The 17,986-nt window shown below is 56.3% G+C and carries 20 protein-coding genes; 5 read left to right on the top strand and 15 right to left on the bottom strand.

The window, feature by feature from the left end; all coding sequences use genetic code 11:
* Positions 1-6: 6 nt before the first annotated feature.
* The 10 genes from paaD to paaF all read right to left on the bottom strand — a co-directional run bounded on the left by paaD (position 7) and on the right by paaF (position 8,972).
* Complete coding sequence (gene paaD, locus ACIGCM_RS12955) at positions 7-540, bottom strand: 1,2-phenylacetyl-CoA epoxidase subunit PaaD (protein ID WP_397502465.1); 534 nt, start codon at positions 538-540, stop codon at positions 7-9.
* Positions 527-1,282, bottom strand: coding sequence for a 1,2-phenylacetyl-CoA epoxidase subunit PaaC (gene paaC, locus ACIGCM_RS12950; RefSeq protein ID WP_397502464.1), 756 nt, complete (start codon positions 1,280-1,282; stop codon positions 527-529). Before paaC ends, paaD begins: the two co-directional genes overlap by 14 nt.
* Positions 1,283-1,290: 8 nt before the next feature.
* A complete protein-coding gene (paaB, locus tag ACIGCM_RS12945) occupies positions 1,291-1,572 on the bottom strand; it encodes a 1,2-phenylacetyl-CoA epoxidase subunit PaaB (RefSeq protein WP_397502463.1) in 282 nt (93 codons plus the stop codon).
* A 23-nt stretch (positions 1,573-1,595) separates the two neighbouring features.
* Positions 1,596-2,588 (bottom strand): 1,2-phenylacetyl-CoA epoxidase subunit PaaA, encoded by a 993-nt coding sequence (gene paaA / locus ACIGCM_RS12940; protein ID WP_397502462.1) that lies wholly within the window; start codon positions 2,586-2,588, stop codon positions 1,596-1,598.
* A 208-nt stretch (positions 2,589-2,796) separates the two neighbouring features.
* Entirely contained in the window at positions 2,797-4,110 is a 1,314-nt protein-coding gene (gene paaK / locus ACIGCM_RS12935) for a phenylacetate--CoA ligase PaaK (RefSeq protein ID WP_397502461.1), read from the bottom strand.
* Between the two features lie 97 nt (positions 4,111-4,207).
* Entirely contained in the window at positions 4,208-5,413 is a 1,206-nt protein-coding gene (gene pcaF / locus ACIGCM_RS12930; RefSeq protein WP_397502460.1) for a 3-oxoadipyl-CoA thiolase, read from the bottom strand.
* Positions 5,406-5,855: a hydroxyphenylacetyl-CoA thioesterase PaaI gene (paaI, locus tag ACIGCM_RS12925; RefSeq protein WP_397502459.1), complete on the bottom strand. Its 450-nt coding sequence runs from the start codon at positions 5,853-5,855 to the stop codon at positions 5,406-5,408. Before paaI ends, pcaF begins: the two co-directional genes overlap by 8 nt.
* Positions 5,848-7,365 carry a 3-hydroxyacyl-CoA dehydrogenase PaaH gene (paaH, locus tag ACIGCM_RS12920; RefSeq protein ID WP_397502458.1) on the bottom strand — a complete coding sequence of 506 codons (1,518 nt, stop codon included), beginning with the start codon at positions 7,363-7,365 and terminating at the stop codon, positions 5,848-5,850. Before paaH ends, paaI begins: the two co-directional genes overlap by 8 nt.
* 2 nt (positions 7,366-7,367) lie before the next feature.
* Positions 7,368-8,159, bottom strand: coding sequence for a 2-(1,2-epoxy-1,2-dihydrophenyl)acetyl-CoA isomerase PaaG (gene paaG / locus ACIGCM_RS12915; protein WP_397502457.1), 792 nt, complete (start codon positions 8,157-8,159; stop codon positions 7,368-7,370).
* A 39-nt stretch (positions 8,160-8,198) separates the two neighbouring features.
* Complete coding sequence (gene paaF / locus ACIGCM_RS12910) at positions 8,199-8,972, bottom strand: 2,3-dehydroadipyl-CoA hydratase PaaF (protein ID WP_397502456.1); 774 nt, start codon at positions 8,970-8,972, stop codon at positions 8,199-8,201.
* 398 nt (positions 8,973-9,370) lie between these two features.
* On the opposite strand from paaF, the gene paaY reads away from it, so the two are divergent.
* The 5 genes from paaY (at position 9,371) to ACIGCM_RS12885 (ending at position 14,251) form a co-directional block, all read left to right on the top strand.
* Positions 9,371-9,967, top strand: a complete 597-nt coding sequence (paaY, locus tag ACIGCM_RS12905; RefSeq protein ID WP_397502455.1) for a phenylacetic acid degradation protein PaaY — start codon at positions 9,371-9,373, stop codon at positions 9,965-9,967.
* A 79-nt stretch (positions 9,968-10,046) separates the two neighbouring features.
* Positions 10,047-10,970 (top strand): phenylacetic acid degradation operon negative regulatory protein PaaX, encoded by a 924-nt coding sequence (gene paaX / locus ACIGCM_RS12900; protein ID WP_397502454.1) that lies wholly within the window; start codon positions 10,047-10,049, stop codon positions 10,968-10,970.
* A gap of 106 nt (positions 10,971-11,076) precedes the next feature.
* On the top strand, positions 11,077-11,994 hold the full coding sequence (feaR, locus tag ACIGCM_RS12895; protein WP_397502734.1) for a transcriptional regulator FeaR: 918 nt from the start codon (positions 11,077-11,079) through the stop codon (positions 11,992-11,994).
* Between the two features lie 284 nt (positions 11,995-12,278).
* Positions 12,279-12,677, top strand: coding sequence for a c-type cytochrome (locus ACIGCM_RS12890; protein ID WP_397502452.1), 399 nt, complete (start codon positions 12,279-12,281; stop codon positions 12,675-12,677).
* Between the two features lie 86 nt (positions 12,678-12,763).
* A complete protein-coding gene (locus ACIGCM_RS12885; protein WP_397502451.1) occupies positions 12,764-14,251 on the top strand; it encodes an aldehyde dehydrogenase family protein in 1,488 nt (495 codons plus the stop codon).
* A 320-nt stretch (positions 14,252-14,571) separates the two neighbouring features.
* Here ACIGCM_RS12885 and ACIGCM_RS12880 read toward each other — a convergent pair whose 3' ends face one another.
* From ACIGCM_RS12880 to ACIGCM_RS12860, 5 genes are read right to left on the bottom strand one after another with little or no spacing between them, the layout of a single operon-like run.
* Positions 14,572-15,096, bottom strand: coding sequence for a cytochrome C (locus tag ACIGCM_RS12880; protein ID WP_397502733.1), 525 nt, complete (start codon positions 15,094-15,096; stop codon positions 14,572-14,574).
* Positions 15,097-15,103: 7 nt separating this feature from the next.
* Positions 15,104-15,625: a methylamine dehydrogenase light chain gene (locus ACIGCM_RS12875; protein WP_339487287.1), complete on the bottom strand. Its 522-nt coding sequence runs from the start codon at positions 15,623-15,625 to the stop codon at positions 15,104-15,106.
* Positions 15,626-15,644: 19 nt separating this feature from the next.
* A complete protein-coding gene (gene mauD / locus ACIGCM_RS12870) occupies positions 15,645-16,259 on the bottom strand; it encodes a methylamine dehydrogenase accessory protein MauD (protein ID WP_397502450.1) in 615 nt (204 codons plus the stop codon).
* A 2-nt stretch (positions 16,260-16,261) separates the two neighbouring features.
* Positions 16,262-16,801 carry a MauE/DoxX family redox-associated membrane protein gene (locus ACIGCM_RS12865; RefSeq protein WP_397502449.1) on the bottom strand — a complete coding sequence of 180 codons (540 nt, stop codon included), beginning with the start codon at positions 16,799-16,801 and terminating at the stop codon, positions 16,262-16,264.
* 11 nt (positions 16,802-16,812) lie between these two features.
* Positions 16,813-17,964, bottom strand: coding sequence for an amine dehydrogenase large subunit (locus ACIGCM_RS12860; protein WP_397502448.1), 1,152 nt, complete (start codon positions 17,962-17,964; stop codon positions 16,813-16,815).
* Positions 17,965-17,986: the final 22 nt, after the last annotated feature.

Below are 17,986 nucleotides of genomic sequence, written 5' to 3'. Positions count from 1 at the left end.
CTGCGCTCAGATGCACTTGAAGTAGTCAAAAGGCTCAAGGCAGTCGCGGCAGCGGTACAGCGCCTTGCAGGCGGTCGAGCCGAACTGGCTGAGCAGTTCTGTGTGGGTACTGTTGCACTGTGGGCAGCAAATAATTGGGGCCTCACCGAGTAAGCTGCGTTTACTGCTGCTGCCAACCGGTGGCGCAATACCGTAAACACGTAGCCGCTCGCGACCCTCATCGCTGATCCAGTCTGTGCTCCAGGCGGGTGTCAGGCGGCGTTCCAATTGAGGGGCTGCAAAGCCTGCCTGCTCCAGCGCCAAGCGGATGTCATCTTCGATCACTTCTGTGGCCGGGCAGCCCGAGTAGGTGGGCGTCACAACCAGATGCACATGGCCGTGCTGCCAATCAACTTCACGGACGATGCCCAAGTCCACCACGCTGACGACCGGTACTTCTGGGTCCATCACCTCATTAAGCACCTGCCAGGCGGCTGCAATATCGCTGGCCGATCCCGGGCGAGCGCCGTGGTCGCTGGTGATCAGCTCACCAGGTTGCATTGGGGTAAGTCCGTGGCAGGTACTGCATCTCGGCGAGAATCAAGCCCAGGTGCTCGGTGTGCAGGCCTTTGCGAGCACTGAGGTAGAAGTAGTTGGCTGGGCTCGGTAGCGGCAGCGTCGCCAGCTCGAAAATCTGTGTGACTGTTGCCAGCCATGCTTGACCCACGACCGTAGGATTTGCCGCCAGGTTGGCATCTGCCAGACGCTTTTCAGCCTCTTCGGCGTTGGCCAGTTCGACGGTAAAGCGCCAAAGCTGTTCGGTGGCAGCCAGCATGCGGTTGTGGCTTTCAGCCGTGCCATCACCTAAACGCTGTACCCACTCACTGGAGCGGCGCAGGTGATAGGTGACTTCTTTCAGTGCTTTGGCAGCGATACCGGCGATACGCTCATCGGTGCTGGCGCACAGTTGCTGCAACACCTCAAAGTGCCAGGCGTCATACAAAAATTGCTTGGTCATGGTCACGGCGTAGTCGCCGTTTGGCTGCTCGACCAGCAGCAGGTTGCGATAGGCGCGCTCATCACGGCCAAACGCCAGGTCGTCAGCTGTGCGTCCATCGTTAAGCAGCTCAGCGGCGTATTCCAGCCAGTTGCGTGCTTGGCCCACGAGGTCGAGGCCGACGTTCATCAGCGCCAGTTCCTCTTCAATGGCCGGTGCTTTGCCGCACCATTCGCACAGGCGCTGACCTTGGATTAGGGCTGTATCACCGAGGCGCAGCAGGTATTGGATCAGATCTTCGTTCATCTGCAACCTCACATGTGGCCGACTTCGGCCGGCAACTCATAGAAGCTGGCGTGGCGATAGACTTTGTCATTGGATGGATCAAACAGCGGCTCTTTCTCGTCTGGTGCCGAGGCGGTAATCAGCGCCGATGCGACAACCCACAGGCTCACGCCCTCATTGCGACGGGTGTACAGCTCACGGGCGTTTTCCAGGGCCATGGCGGAATCGGCGGCATGCACGCTGCCGACATGTTTGTGGTTAAGGCCGTGTTTGCTGCGTACGAAAACTTCAAAAAGGGTCCAGTCGGACATGGCAGTAATCTCCTTGTGCGCGATCAGGCGACGTCGCGTTTTAGTTGTTGTTTACGGGCATAGGCAACAGCGGCTTCACGAACCCAGGCGCCGCTTTCAATCGCGTTGCGGCGTGTGCTCACACGCTCCTGATTGCAGGGGCCATTGCCTTTGAGGACTTCATAGAACTCGTCCCACTGGATCTCGCCGAAATCGTAATGGCCGCGCGCTTCATTCCACTTCAAGTCCGGGTCCGGAGCAGTGCAGCCGAGCAGTTCGAGCTGAGGGATGGTCTGGTCAACAAAGCGCTGGCGCAGTTCATCGTTGCTCTGGCGTTTGATCTTCCAGGCCATCGATTGCGCGCTGTTTGGGGAGTGCTCATCACTTGGCCCAAACATCATCAGCGATGGCCACCAGAGGCGGTTGATCGAATCCTGAACCATGTCCTTCTGCGCTTGAGTGCCTTCTTGCATCATGGTCAGCAGCATTTGATAGCCCTGACGCTGATGAAAGCTCTCTTCCTTGCAGATTCGCACCATCGCCCGTGAATACGGGCCATAGGAGGTGCGCTGCAACACCACCTGATTGACGATAGCCGCGCCATCAACCAACCAACCCACTGCGCCCATGTCAGCCCAGCTCAGGGTCGGGTAATTGAAGATGCTTGAGTACTTGGCCTTGCCGCTGTGCATCTTGGCAATTTCGTCATCGCGGTCGGCTCCCAGGGTTTCCATGGCGCTGTACAGGTACAGGCCATGACCGGCTTCGTCCTGAATCTTGGCCATTAGCTGCAGCTTGCGCTTGAGCGATGGCGCACGCGTTACCCAATTGCCTTCTGGCAGCATGCCGACGATTTCCGAGTGGGCGTGCTGGGATATTTGACGGATCAGGGTTTGGCGATAAGCCTCGGGCATCCAGTTCTTGGCTTCGATCTTGATCTCGGCGTCGATGCGTTCCTGGAAGGCGCGTTCTTGTGGCTCCATTTCGTCCAAGGATTTGAGACGTTTAACACCCGTTTCGACGAGTTGTGCGTACATGCTGTGCCTCCAGCTATGACTTGTTATTAGGCGTGTGTGTATTTTTAAATGATACACAAATAAATATCAAACGATAAATGTTGTGTCGTAATTGTTTTTTCTCAAATTGGCACTGCTGCCGACCAGTGGTATGAGTTTGCAGCTGGATCAAGGGACTTTTCAGCAGGCGAAAAAAAGCCCCGCGAGTGCGGGGCTAGGGAAGCGGATCTTAGTTTGCGTTACGTTTGTCTATTACATGGCAAGCCTTGCCTTCTGAGCGCTTCAGGCTATGGAAAGGCTGAATAAGTACCCGGGTGCTGATGCCGATATGGGTCTTGATTTGCTTGGCCAGCTCCAGGCCGATGAGCTTTTGCTGAGTCTCATCCATTGCCTCTAATCCGTGGCGCAGTTCAACCAGGATATCAACGCTATCCATATTGCCATTGCGATACAAATGCATTTCATAAAATTCTGAAAGCTGTTTTATTTTCAGAACTTGCTCTTCAACTTGAGTTGGGAATACGTTGACCCCACGGATGATCAACATGTCATCGCTGCGGCCGGTGATTTTGTCCATGCGCCGCATGGGGCGTGCGCTGCCTGGAAGCAGGCGAGTCAGGTCGCGGGTGCGATAGCGGATCATCGGCAATGCTTCTTTGCTTAGCGAAGTGAACACCAGCTCACCCATCTGGCCGTCTGGTAGCACCGCGCCGGTCACTGGATCAATGATTTCGGGGTAGAAGTGATCTTCCCAGATGGTCGGGCCATCTTTAGTCTCCGCGCACTCCATGGCCACGCCAGGGCCCATGATCTCGGATAGACCGTAGATATCCAGTGCGGTAATACCGAGACGCTGCTCAATAGAGCTGCGCAATTCGGCCGTCCAGGGCTCGGCACCAAAGATGCCAAGGCGCAGCGATAGCTTGTGAGGGTCAAGGCCTTGGCGCTCGATCTCATCGGCGAGATTAAGCATATAAGAAGGGGTAACCATGATGATGTCAGGCTGGAAATCGCGGATCAGCTGGACTTGCTTTTCAGTTTGTCCGCCGGACATTGGGATCACGGTGCAGCCCAGGCGTTCAGCTCCGTAGTGAGCGCCAAGACCGCCCGTGAACAGACCATAACCGTAGGAGATATGAACCTTGTCACCCCGTTTGCCACCAGCCGCCCGGATCGAGCGCGCCACTACATTGGCCCAGGTGTCGATATCGTTCTGGGTGTAGCCAACCACTGTAGGTTTGCCTGTGGTGCCACTGGAAGCATGCACACGTACAACTTCGGATTGCGGCACGGCAAACATGCCGAAGGGGTAGTTGTCGCGTAAGTCATTTTTGCCGGTGAAGGGGAACTTGGCCAGATCTTCCAGGCTTTTCAAATCATCAGGATGCACGCCCAGCTCGTCGAAGCGCTGTCGATATAGTGGCACGTTGTTGTAGGCGTGGTTCAGGCTCCAGCGCATACGGTCCAGCTGGTGTTGACGCAAAGCATCGACGCTGACAGTTTCCATTGGGTCAAGCAGGGCATGTTGGGCGTTCATGTTCATGACATCACTCTATTTATTCTTGTGTGACAGCAGGCTAAAGCGCTGAAACAGTCAGCAGCGTAGCCGCTCCCGGTTGCTAGGGGCTAGGGTTACCCGTTCAAAGGCGTTCAATCACCATGGCGATACCCTGGCCGACACCAATGCACATGGTGCACAGGGCGTAGCGAGCTTGACGCTGCTCAAGTTCATGCAGGGCCGTAGTAACCAGGCGTGCACCGCTCATGCCCAGTGGGTGACCCAGCGCAATGGCGCCGCCGTTTGGGTTAACCCGCGCGTCATCGTCAGCCAGCCCAAGTTCGCGCAAGACTGCCAGGCCTTGTGCGGCAAAAGCTTCATTGAGCTCGATTACATCCATGTCGGCAAGCGACAGACCAGTCAGCTCAAGTACCTTGCGCGTGGCAGGCACCGGTCCAATGCCCATGATGCGCGGCTCAACTCCGGCTGTGGCCATGCCGACAATACGCCCGCGGGCTTTAAGGTCGTGACGCTGAGCCGCTTCGCTGCTTGCCAGAAGCAGGGCGCATGCGCCGTCGTTGACCCCAGAGGCATTGCCGGCGGTGATGCTGCCACCGTCACGAAAGGGCGCACGCAGTTTGGCCAGTTGCTCAAGGGTGGTGTCGCCGCGAGGGTGTTCATCCTGCTCGACTACTTTTTCAGCACCCTTGCGTTGGGCGATACGCACCGGAACGATTTCTTGGGCGAGGCGGCCATTGAGTTGTGCGGCAGCGGCGCGCTGTTGGCTGCGCAGTGCAAAGGCATCCTGGTCGGCGCGGGAGATGTTGAACTGTGCGGCGACGTTTTCAGCTGTTTCGGGCATCGAGTCGCTGCCGAACTGTGTTTGCAGCGTGGGATTGATAAAGCGCCAGCCGATAGTGGTGTCGAACAGTTCGGCCTGGCGGCCAAAGGCTTGATCGGACTTGCCCATAACAAAAGGCGCACGCGACATGGACTCAACACCGCCCGCGATCATCAGCCCGGCCTCATTGCAGCGCAGTGCACGTGCTGCATTGCCAATCGCATCCATGCCTGAGCCACACAAGCGGTTTAGCGTGGTCCCCGGAACCGTCACAGGTATCCCGGCGAGCAGGGCGGACATGCGGGCGACGTTGCGGTTGTCTTCGCCCGCCTGATTGGCGCAGCCATAAATCACATCGTCGACTGACGACCAGTCAACCTGGGGGTTGCGTTCAATCAAGGCACGAATCGGAATCGCGCCAAGGTCGTCCGCACGCACACTGGACAATGCACCGGCATAGCGACCAATCGGGGTGCGTACGGCGTCGATAATCAGGGCGTCAGTCATTTGCATTCTCCTGCGCGAGGACAGTACCGCGCACTTTGTAGGACTTACCGTGGAACAGGGCGAGCAGTTCGCCGCGCTGGTTTTCAATGCGCACGTCATAGTTGCCCGTGCGTCCGCCGCGGCTTTGTTCGGCTGCAACCGCTTTGAGTGTGTCGCCTTTAAAACCGGGGGCGATGTAGTCGATGCTGCAGCCCAAGGCAACGGTGGTTTCGTTGTAGGTGTTGCAAGCCATGGCAAAGGCCGAGTCGGCCAGCGCAAATAGGTAGCCGCCATGGCAAGTGCCGACACCTTGGATCATGTCTTCACGCACCTGCATGCTGACTTCTGCAGTGCCAGGGCCGCTGGCGAGTACCTGAATACCCATGCGTTGGCTGGCGATATCGCGGTTGAACAGGGCTTCGGTGCAGGCCTGAGCCAAGGATGTTGCGCTGTGATCAGTCATGGAAACGGCTCCCTTCAGCGACTTTGCGCCGTAACAACAGCGAAGGCCGGTAGCGTTCTTCGCCATAAGCGCTTTGTAGGTTATCGAGGGTTTTCAGCACCGTTGGCAGGCCGATTTGATCAGCCCAGGCCAGTGGGCCCATTGGATAATTAACGCCTGCACACATGGCCAGATCGATATCTGCTGCGGTGCCAACGTTATGCAATGCAGCATCGGCAGCTTCATTGGCCAGCATGGCTACAGTGCGCATAACCACCAGGCCGGGGATGTCAGTGAGCAAGCTGGATTTGATTCCACATTTGGCCAGCAGGCTGACCACTTGATTCAGCGCTTCGCCGCTGGTGCCTTTAGCACAAGCGAGGCCCAGGCGTGTGGCTTTGGTGTAGTCCTTGGCCAAGTCGATCAGCACCAGATTGCTTAGACCTTCCTGTTGGCTGCGTTGGCAGGCCATGCGCCCATCGGAAAGCGCGACCACAGCATCGCCAGCGCGCAGCAAGCCGCTGCCGTCGCGCTGAATAACCTTAATGCCCGCTGCTTTAATGCGCTCAACCAAGCCCTGTGCAGCACCAAGTGACCCTTCGACAACGCAGGTCTCAACCTGACAATCGGCACTCAGTTCGTCGACGCTAGGTTTTTGCGCATCAACGGCATAACTGTAGAAACCTTGACCACTTTTACGACCCAGATGACCGGCATCAACCAAGTCTTTTTGCATCAGCGACGGCTGAAAGCGCATGTCGTTGTAGTAGGCGTTGAATACCGAGCAGGTCACGGCGTAGTTAACGTCGTGGCCGATCAGATCGGTCAGCTCAAATGCGCCCATGCGGAACGCCCCGGCTTCGCGCATCAGGGCGTCCAGTGTTGCGCAACTCGCTGCGCCTTCTTGCAGGGCGCGCAGGCTTTCTGCGTAGAAGGGCCGCGCCACCCGGTTAACGATGAAGCCGGGCGTTGAGCGGGTGTGTACCGGCTTTTTGCCCCACGCCGCTGCGGTGCTATGAATGCATTGGGCAACAGCCGTTGAAGTAGCCAGGCCACTGACCACCTCGACCAGCGCCATCACCGGTGCTGGATTAAAAAAATGCATGCCGACAACGCGCTCTGGGTGCTGCATACCTGCCGCAAGCGCGGTCACAGAGAGCGATGAAGTGTTGCTGGCCAGAATGCACTCGGCGCTGCATAGGGCTTCAAGCTGAGCCAGTAGCTTACGTTTTACATCAAGATTTTCGACGATGGCTTCAATTACCAGGCTTGAGTCAGCCAATGCTTCGATAGAGCCTGCAGCCTGTAAGCGTGCGACGGTGGCGGTGCGCTTATCGGCGTCCAGTTTGCCACTCTCAACACGCTTGCCAAGTTGCCGGTCGATGGCCTCAATGGCCTCTGCGGCCGAACCTTCACGCATGTCGTACAGCTTGACGCTGTGGCCTGCTTGCGCTGCAACTTGGGCAATACCTGCGCCCATTGCGCCAGCGCCGATGACGGCAATCTGTGCCTGTGTACTAAGTGCTTGCATGCTTATTTGCCCTTGAATTCAGGGGTGCGCTTGTTCATAAAGGCGCTGACGCCCTCGCGGTAATCTTCGCTGCGTCCAGCCAGTCGCTGCAGATCGCGCTCAAGCTCCAGTTGCTCATCAAAGCTGTTACTCATGCTGGCATTGAACGCACGCTTGATCAGGGCCAGGCCGTAGGTCGGCTGTGTGGCCAGATGGCGAGCAAGCTTGAGGGCTTCTTGACGTAAGTCAGCATCATCGACCACGCGATAAATCAGGCCGAGTTGCTCGGCTTGCTCGGCGCTAATGCGTTCACCGAGCATGGCCATGGCTTTGGCCTTAGCCATGCCGACCAAGCGTGGCAGGCTCCAGGTGCCGCCGGAATCGGGCACGAGACCAATCTTGCAAAAGGCCTGAATAAAACTTGCGGAACGGGCGGCAATTGTCAGGTCGCAGACCAACGGGATATTGGCTCCAGCACCTGCCGCAACACCATTAACCGCGCAAATGACCGGCATGGGCAGGTCACGCAGTGTGCGAATCATTGGGTTGTAGAACTTCTCGATAGAGATGCCCAGGTCTGGCATCTGTGCATCGGGTGCCACATTGCGGTCGCTCAGGTCCTGGCCAGCGCAAAAGCCACGACCTTCGGCAGTCAGCAGCAGAACGCGAGCTTCGCCACTGTTGCGTACCTGCTTCAAGGCTTCACGAACCTCAAGGTGCATCTGGGTGTTGAAACTGTTCAGTTGCTCAGGTCGATTGAGGCTGAGCAGGGCGACGCCATTGTCGATGGAAAACAGAATGTGTTCGAAGTTCATGGCACTAACGCTCTCTTGATAAGCAAAGGTCGGCGGCGCTCATTGGCCGGTAAAGTGTGCTGTGCGCTTTTCCTGGAAGGCGCTGATGCCTTCCGCGCGGTCCCGGGTTCCGGCCAGCACCGTGAAGGCGTGACGCTCGAAACGTAGGCCGCTGGCTAAGTCGGTGTCTTGGGCTTTGAGCAGCGCTTCTTTGGCCAGGCGCACGGCCAGCGGTGCTTTCTGAGCAATCACGCGGGCCAGGGCGATGGCGCGCTCGACGGTTAATTCGGGTTGGGTAACTTCACTGACCAGGCCGGCGCGCTGAGCATGGCGCGCGTCAATGGCGACTCCCGACAGCACCATTTGCATGGCCAGTGATTTACCCACAGCGCGCAGCAGGCGTTGGGTGCCGCCAGCGCCGGGCATGATGCCCAAATTGATTTCCGGTTGGCCGAACTTGGCGTCTTCCCCGGCAATGATGATGTCTGCGTGCATAACCAGCTCACAGCCACCGCCCAAAGCGAAGCCATTTACTGCGGCAATCAGAGGTTTGCTGAAGCTGCTGATGCGTTGCCAGTGAGCAACCCTTGGGTCATTGAGAATGCCGACCATGTCGCGCTCGGCCATCTCATTGATGTCTGCACCTGCGGCGAACGCTTTTCGGCTACCAGTGAGCACCACAACGCGGGTGTCGGGATCTTGTTCGGCCGATATCAACTCGGCTGCCAGCTCACCGAGTAATTCGGTATTCAGGGCGTTGAGGGCCTCTGGGCGATGCAAGGTGATAAGTCGTACGCCTTGCTCGCAAGGTGAGACTTTCAATGTTTGAGGCATGGCAGGTGCCCTCAGTTTGCACGGCGGTAGCCGATGATTTTTGGTTTTATGTTTCTCCGCTCGGCTTCACGTTAACTGCACGTCGCCGGGAAAGTGGCTTGAGTATACGTATGAAGCGATACAAAACAATATGTAAAAGCATTAATTTTGTGTCTTATGCATGAGCGGTAGGCTTCCCGATATCTCGTATAAAGTGGCTTTAAATCGAGCGATATAGCTATTTCATGGGGTTTGAATAGGCCTTTATGCCTTGTGTTTACAGTAAAAACCGATACGCAATCATTGTGTTTTATGCTCTATTTTGATTTGATACAAAAATAATGATTAAGCAGCAAATAGCTTGTTGCTTTCGTGTTGAGAGGTCGCACTTATGTGTGTTGTCGTGACAGGGTTCAGCCATGGCCTGCTATAGCCTTAACGGCCTGACGCCGGTGGTTCATCCAACGGCCTATGTGCACCCGACTGCGGTGTTGATTGGCGATGTGATTATTGGCAAGGGCTGCTACGTCGGGCCGCTGGCCAGTTTGCGTGGGGATTTCGGTCGGATTGTTTTGCATGAAGGTGCCAACATTCAGGACACCTGTGTCATGCATGGTTTTCCCGACAGTGACACCTTGATCGAGCGCAACGGGCATATTGGCCATGGCGCTGTGCTACATGGCTGCCGGATTGGTGAAAATGCACTCGTCGGCATGAATGCTGTGGTGATGGATGGCGCTGTCATAGCGGCCAACTCCTTTGTGTCCGCCACCGCCTTTGTCAAAGCCGGGTTTAGCTGTGAGCCGCAATCATTGGTCATGGGCTCGCCAGCCATCACCAAGCGTCGCCTGAGTGACGAGGAGGTGGCGTGGAAGCTGGCCGGTACCCGCGAATATCAACAGCTGGCCCAGCGTTGCCTTGAACAAATGGTCGAATGCCAGCCCTTGACTGAAGTTGAACGCAATCGCGCTCGTCAGCAAGCCGGGGCCTATCGCACCAAGGGTGAGAGTTTGTGACGGTGCTTGCGGGCTGTGGGTTGGCCAGAATCAGGGCCAAACGGGTATATTCGGCATCATTTTCCAAGGTCGGAACCCAATGACGTCATTAGTCCCACTGCAGCAACTGATTACACGCTTTCAGGAGCAGACGCCGATTCGTGCCAGTTCTTTAATCATCACGCTCTACGGTGATGCTATCGAACCCCATGGCGGCACGGTCTGGCTGGGCAGTTTGATCCAGTTGCTTGAGCCAATGGGCATTAATGAACGGTTGATCCGCACTTCGATTTTTCGCTTGGCCAAAGATGGCTGGCTGTCTGCTGAAAAAGTCGGACGTCGCAGCTATTACAGCCTGACTGGGGCAGGGCGGCGACGTTTCGAGAAGGCTTTCAAGCGGGTCTATAGCGCGAGCTTGCCGACTTGGGATGGATCTTGGTGCTTGCTGCTGCTGACTCAACTCGACCCGGATAAGCGCAAACAAGTGCGTGAAGAATTTGAGTGGCAAGGTTTTGGTGCGCTTTCGCCGTTGATGCTCGCATGCCCGAGTTGTGATCGCACTGATGTAGTCGCAACCCTGCAAGAGTTGGCGGTGTTGGAAGACACCATCATGTTCGAAACCACCGCCCAAGACGTTTTAGCGTCCAAGGCGCTGCGCAAGCAGGTTCGCGAGAGCTGGGACATGGGCGAACTGGCTGCGCACTACAGCGAGTTTATTCAGATGTTCCGTCCATTGTGGCAAGTGTTGCGCGAACAAGACGATTTAGAGCCGTCGGACTGTTTTTTGGCGCGAACCTTGCTCATTCATGAATACCGCAAATTATTGCTGCGCGATCCGCAACTGCCTTCGGAGTTACTTCCTGGCGATTGGGAAGGTCGGGCGGCACGCCAGTTAGCCCGTAATATCTATCGGCTGATTTACAGCAAAGCCGAACAATGGCTGAACAATAGTTTGGAAACAGCCGATGGCCCTCTACCGGAGGTCGGAGAAGGTTTTTATCGGCGTTTTGGTGGGTTGAAATAGGTTAAATTAAGCAATTCATACCAGTGTCTGCGCGTTCAGTTGTTGGTATTTCCGTCAGGGGCGGCGCAGATCGCTCTAAAAGAATAATAGTGTGAGGCCAAGCATGATGGCAACTTCGTATGCACAAAGAACTGACAGCTTCGATCAGTGGCTCAGCCACATCAATCAAGTCTGTGGAAACTTTTGCGCTAAAACATTGGGCAATGAGTTCTTCGGCGCGGTGCGTGAGCACAAGGCCGGGGCGATCAAGCTTAGTTTTGTCGACGTTGCCCAAGCCCGGCTGTATCGAACTGGGCGCGAAATCGAGCGCAGTGAAGGCCAGAACTTTTATGCGGCATTCCAGCTGCATGGCCAGGCAAATATGGAGCAGGACGGTAAACGCGTAGTCCTGAATCCGGGTGACATCACCCTGATCGACGCAACCTTACCCAGTGACTTCACCTACAGTGAAAACTCCCGTCAACTCTCGCTGATACTGCCGCGGCGCTTGGTTGAGCAAAGTATGCGTTTTGGCCGTGTGCAGTGTGCCCAGAAAATTGCCGGTAGCTCACCCATCGCCACCCTGGCCAACCGTCTGGTCCTTGATGCTTCTCAACAGCAAGGGCTTAGCCTGTGTGAAAGCGAAGCCACGCTTGATGCCATCGTCAGCCTGCTGCGGCCGGTCATCGGTGGTGAGCAGATGGACGCGGACGTGCATGAACGCATGTTCCGCAAATGCATTAGCTTTATTGATGAGCATATCTGCGCAGATGAACTGTGCCCTGAATTACTGGCGCGTGAGGTGGGTGTATCGGTTCGCGGCCTGTATCGACTGTTCTCGAAAAAAGGCCTGGTTGTCGCGCAGTACATCAAGAATCGGCGCTTGGATTTTTGCGCCGAGTCCCTGCGTCATTCCACGGCGGAGCAGAAGCTTTCAGCGCTTGGCTATGCGTGGGGGTTTTCTGACTCCAGCTATTTCTCCACTGCGTTCAAAAATCGCTTCGGTGTTTCGCCGGGTGAGTACCGTAAGCGCTACCACCACTAAGACCCGGGCTGCATGCAACGCGCATCGCAGCCCCGCAACGCCATATCCCAATAAACCGTCCCATCGTTGGCCGCGGTTTCCTCGCTGTAGTCATAGGGTCATGCCATCCAGGCGTTTGGCAGACCTGCCAATATAAATGGCAGGCAGGATAAACCCTGCATCTTACCCACCAGTGAAAATCAGACTGTTATTGCTCTCAATTGGCATGCGCTTTGGCGTTGGGATGCATTTTTACTCTGGCCGCAGGCAGAAGATGTCTCGGCAGGTTTTGAGGTGTGGGTGTTATGCAAATTATTCAATTTCGCTTGAGTTTGGCTGGGCTGTTTCTGGTGCTCGCCACTCAAGGGGCGCAGGCTGCAATCAGCTGTTCAGCAACTGAGACGCAGCAAGGTCATAAGCTGTTCGATACCGACTGCTCGGTGTGCCACTCAGTGCAAAAAGACGCTGTTGGGATGATGGGGCCTGACCTCTTTGGTGTTGTCGGTCGCCAGTCCGGCAGTCTCCAAGGCTTCAGTTATTCGAAGGCGATGCGAGATCGCGCCAAGCCGTGGGACACCGACAGCATTCAAACCTTTATTACCCAGCCACAGGCTTTGGTTCCCGGTACCTACATGCCCTACATGGGTATGGATGATAAGGCCGGGCGTAAAGCTGTTGCTTGCTATCTCAGTGAACAAACGTAATTGAACGCATCGCTTCAGGGCTGCATGCAGGTCAAGGCGGCTGCTACGGGCAATCGTCATCAAACAAAGAATAATGAGGTGTGTTTATGAGCAATGTTGAATTACTGCCAGAAGTAAAAGCCTTTCTAGCCCGTCAGCACGGTTGTTTCATCAATGGCCAAATGGTTGTGCCGCAGGGGCCATCGTCCGCTGTGCTGAACCCTGCCACCGGAGAAACCATTGCCCAGGTTGCGGATGCCACTCCAGAGGTTTTGGATCAAGCCATCGCTGCGGCGCGAACGGCTCATGAAAAAGGTGTTTGGTCAGGTTTGCGTCCGGCTGATCGCGAACGCATTCTGCTCGACTTCACGCGTTTGGTGGAACAGCATGCTGAAGAGTTGGCGCAGCTGGAAACGCTGAGCCAAGGTAAGTCGATAAATATGGCGCGCATGCTTGATATCAACGCGACAGTTGAGTTCATGCGCTATATGTCGGGCTGGGCCACCAAGATCGAAGGCCAGACCCTCGATGTGTCGATCCCTATTCCAGAAGGTGCCAAGTTCACAGCCTTTGCGCGTCGTGAGCCGGTTGGTGTTGTTGCCGGCATCGTGCCGTGGAACTTCCCATTGATGATTGCAGCCTGGAAGTTGATGCCAGCGCTGGCGTGCGGCTGCACAGTGGTTATCAAGCCTTCGACTGAAACCCCACTGACCGCACTGCGATTGGCTGAGTTGGCGTTTGAGGCGGGTGTTCCGGCTGGCGTATTCAACTTGGTCACCGGTGGCGGCAACATTGGTGCTGCACTGGCCGCACACCCGGGTATTGATAAGGTTTCGTTCACCGGCTCGACAGCTGTTGGCAAGAGTGTCGGTGTCGCTGCGGTGCAGAACATGACCCGCTTTGCGCTGGAGCTGGGCGGCAAGAACCCGATGGTGATTCTGCAAGACGCCGATATCAACAAGGCGATTCAGGGCGCTCTGCTCGGTGGCCTGTTGAACAACGGCCAAGTGTGCGCAGCGGCTTCGCGTTTCTATGTGCACCGTTCGCGCTATGACGAGTTTGTACAAGGCTTGGCTGATGCTGTTGCGGGCATGCCGATTGGTGCCGGGCTTGATCAAAATGCTGCGATTAACCCGCTGGTTTCGCACAAGCAACAACTAAGCGTGCTTAAACATATTGAGCAAGCACGTGCCGATGGGGCCCGTGTTGTCACCGGTGGTACCCCGGTTGAAGGCGCTGGATTCTTTGTGCGGCCAACGGTGTTGGCTGATGTGACTCAGGCAATGGCTGTGGCCAAAGCTGAAGTGTTCGGCCCGGTGTTATCGGCCATTCCTTTCGACACTGAGGAAGAAGCCATACGCATGGCCAACGACAGTGAGTATGGTCTGGCTGCCAGTCTGTGGACCAACGACCTGACTAAAGCGATGAACCTGGTGCCTAAAATCCATGCCGGTACAGTCTGGGTCAACGCCCACGTATTGCTTGATCCGAACATGCCATTCGGTGGGGTTAAGCAATCCGGTATGGGTCGCGAGTTTGGCCGTGCAGTGATTGAGTCTTACACCGAGCTTAAATCCGTGTGTATTGCCCACTAAGGCCTGAGTAACATCAAAAGCCTGCCCGTCGTTCGCGCGATTGGCAGGCTTTTTTGTGTGCGCGGATTTATAGGTTGGAACAACGCGAAGCATGTCCGCCATGGATCAAGTAGCAGCAGGCATCGGGTTGAGCCGATAGCATGGCCGTTGGTTGCCACCTTTGGTGGGTGAAAAAAGCATCACCCACCCAACAATTCGTAAGCATTTGCTAGGGTGGCCAAGGCGAAACTTGCTCACCATTGTCCAAACACAATAAAAAACGCCCTGAGCAAGATGATTGCGCAGGGCGTAAAAGGTGGAGCATCACAAGAAGCTGGTACTCAGTAATCGTCCATGCCGTCGTTGATGCTGATGCCTTGGCTGCGCATCTCGGCGATTAATTTTGAACGTGTGCCCGGCAGGTTGAGCATCGCTTTGTGGCGTAACTGCGCGACCTCATCTGCGGTGTAGGGTTTGAAATCTTCCGGGGTGCTTGCGCCTGCCATGCCGTCTTTACGGATCAGCCAGTTAACCAGCTCCGCCAGTTGCCCGTCATTAAGCGCTGATTGCGCCATGCCAGGGACGCGGACGAGAAACTCGCGGCCACCTTCAACCTTGAGAAAGTTACCGACGAAACCTTTCATCTTCGGCACGTCATTGGCTTTGGAGCCCATGCCATCACCCAAATGGCAACCTGCACACTGCAACTCGTAGTTCACTGAGTTGCTGTACCCAGCCTGACCAATGGGCGTTTGTGGCGCCTCATTGCCGGGCGCTGGGCGCTGATTGGGGTTTGGAATGGAGCGCGCCATGGCTGCCGGAGCAACCATGGCGCAGGCCAAACCTGCAATCAGCAGGCTGCGCATGGCCAGGTTAAACCGCAACACCACGGATGACCGAAACGGTGCAGTGGTAGATGTGCGATTTGGCCGCCAGGCACCAGTTAACGTCGTTGTTGTTGAACGGACGGTAAGCTGGTTCTTCACTGTCGTTACGGGTACAAGCGCACTGGTTGCAGCTGTGCTTACCGCAGCAATCGTTATAGGAAATGATGTAATCCTTGCCATCGGCCGGGTTGCGGCAGGTGCCAATCCAGGCGACTTGCGAGGCCTCGGTGCCGGGTGGGCAAGAGGTCACGCTACCGCCACAGCAGCTACACAGAAAGCCGTCAATGGAGCAGTAGCGCCAGTAATCGCAGCTGTTTGGATCACCCGGGTCACCGGCTTGTGGCGCTTCGGCGGCCAGTGCTTTGCTGGTGCGGTCAATCGGCAATAGCAGGGGCAGGGCAGCACCCGCAACCAACAGGTTGCCCATGCGCGCCAGTAGTTTACGCCGTGAGGTGGTGTCGGCAACGCGTCGGGATGAGCGTTCGAACAGGAGGTCGATCAGTTTCATGGGGATCTCCTTTCCTTAATTAGTGGGCGTGAGTGTGAGGTTGAGTCTGGTTTTGCCCGTGCAGGTATTGCTGCAAGGTGGCGCTGCCCAGGTGCTCAGCTTCAAACAGGCTGTCGAGGTGTTCGCGCGAGTTGACCAAGCCTTTGGAGCGCAGCACGCCCGCTTTGTCGATCAACGCGGCGTATGGCAGTTTGCCGATCTGATAGGTCATGCCCACTTCTGGGCCGACGACGTAGATAGCGTCTTCGAGCTTGTGTTCACGGATCAGTTTTTCCTGAGCATCCATGTCGCCATCGCTGACAAACACCACATCCAGACGATCAGCCTGATCTTTGGCGATCGACTTGATGGCGGGCAGGAGCGATTTGCAGATTGGGCATGTCGGCGACAGGAAGAACAGCAGCTGGCCTTTCTCACCGGCGTAGCCGAAGTTCACCGGGCGACCCTTACGGTCGGCGGCAGTGACTTGCGGAGCTGGCTCGTTGACCGAGACGCCTTTATCGACCATCAGAGCGCCAGCAGGTGCCAGACGCGAGTGCAGTACGCCGATCTGGCGAACCAAGCCCATAACTGCAAATGCCAAGGCAATCAGCAGTGCCCAGAGCAGAACGTTGGAGACTATTAGGCCTTCCATAATTACCTTCCAATAAGTTTAGCGAGACGAGGACCGTTAGCCAGCAGGCTTTCGGCAGCAGAATAAATAAGCAGCGCGACCGCCGCGGCAGCGATTACCACAAAGCCATCAAATACCCCCATGTCGCGGGCATGGGGTGGCACGCTGGCAATCACTGCAAGCGCGGCCAAGATGCTGTTGCGCGCCAGCAATACCGGGCGCAGCGGTTGTGCTTGATCAGGCCCGGAGCAGCCGCAGTCAATGTCACTGCGCCCGCGCCACAGGTTGATTGCAATAGCTGCGCCATAGCCGAGCAGCAGAGCCGCCGCCATGGGGGCTGCAATAAACCGGCTGGCCGGGATCAGCAACGCCAACGCGATAGCCAATTCAATTAGCGGAATCAGGCGAGAGAGCGGTTTAACCAGTGCTTTGGGCAGCAACTGATAGTCCTCGACCTGGCTGGCGAATTTGCTTGGCGCTCGCAATTTATGGGTTGCCGCGCTGGCGAGAATCACCGCAATGGTGAGCGCACAAGCGATGACAAAAATTGGATCGGGTTGCATGGTTGTGCCTCTTAGTGACTCATCACCTGAGTGGTTGTCTTGGCCATCTTGTCCATGCTGCCGGTGTATTTACCGGTGGTGAGGTCGAAGATGTCCAAGCCGCCATCAATGTTGGCGCCTAGCAGCAGGGGCTTGTCGTCACTGGTGGCTTGCATGCTCCAGATCAGATTAGGCGACTCCATGGTGCCGATTTTTTTCTGGGTCTTAAGATCATAGACCCAGACCAGCGGGCTTGGGTCTTCCCACTTCATCGGCTCATGCGCGTCATGCATCAGCACATACAGGCGATTCAGCTTGGGTGCGATGGCCATCATCTGCCAGCCGCCTGGTGCCCAACCGGCTTTCTTTTCTTCATCGGTCACCAGCGACCATTGCTCCAGGGCTTTTGGTTCGCCGCTGGAGAAATCGACCGGGTAAACAGTGCCCAAGGTGGTGACGAAGTAATAGGTGTCGCCTTTCTTGACGGCGCGCTCGACCAGTTTGACCTGATTCGGGTCAAAGAATGGCGTGCGGGTGCGTTTGGCCTCTTTACCCTGATCATCCAAGGTTACGACTTGAATGCTGCCATCGCCGCAGAGTGAGGCAAAGCCACGCTTGCCAACCGGATAGTCGAGTACGCAGCCGGGAATCGAAATCTCCCCCGCCACTGATTTGCTTTGCGTATCGACGACAGTGACCGAGGTGGACGGTGTGAAGTTATACACGTAGACAAAACGGTCATCGCCGCTTGGCGAGATGCTGTAGCGCTGGGTTAGTGCCTCGGAGCGTTTCGATGGAATAACCACTTCCCAATCTGGCGCTAGCGTTGAGGTATTCCAGGCCGTAAGAACATCCGTGCGGGTGCCGCGAACGCCACGGGAATAGTACAGGTCGGCGCTGTACAGGTACTTCTGGTTATGACTCAGCGTCGAGGGCGCAGCGAAGCCTGTGCTGACCATGCCGAGCATCTTTTTTTGATCAGGGTCGATCACCATTACTCGGCCAGTGACGAAGTTGTCGAATTCAACATCGACCATATAGGCACGGTGCGGACTCGGCGGGAAGTCCAGCACGGTCTGGCCAACGCCTGCATCTGCCGGTAGTTCGGCAAAGGCACCGCTGATGCTGGCAACTGTTACGCCGAGCGCCAGGGCTGACTGTGCAAGGATCCTGGTTATTCGCATAGGGGAGCTCCCTTAATATTAT

The organism is Pseudomonas sp. NPDC078700, from assembly GCF_044542375.1.
In the GTDB taxonomy this organism is placed as follows: domain Bacteria; phylum Pseudomonadota; class Gammaproteobacteria; order Pseudomonadales; family Pseudomonadaceae; genus Aquipseudomonas.
Note: the sequence above shows the minus strand (reverse complement) of the source record. Positions and strands in the feature narration are given on the sequence as shown.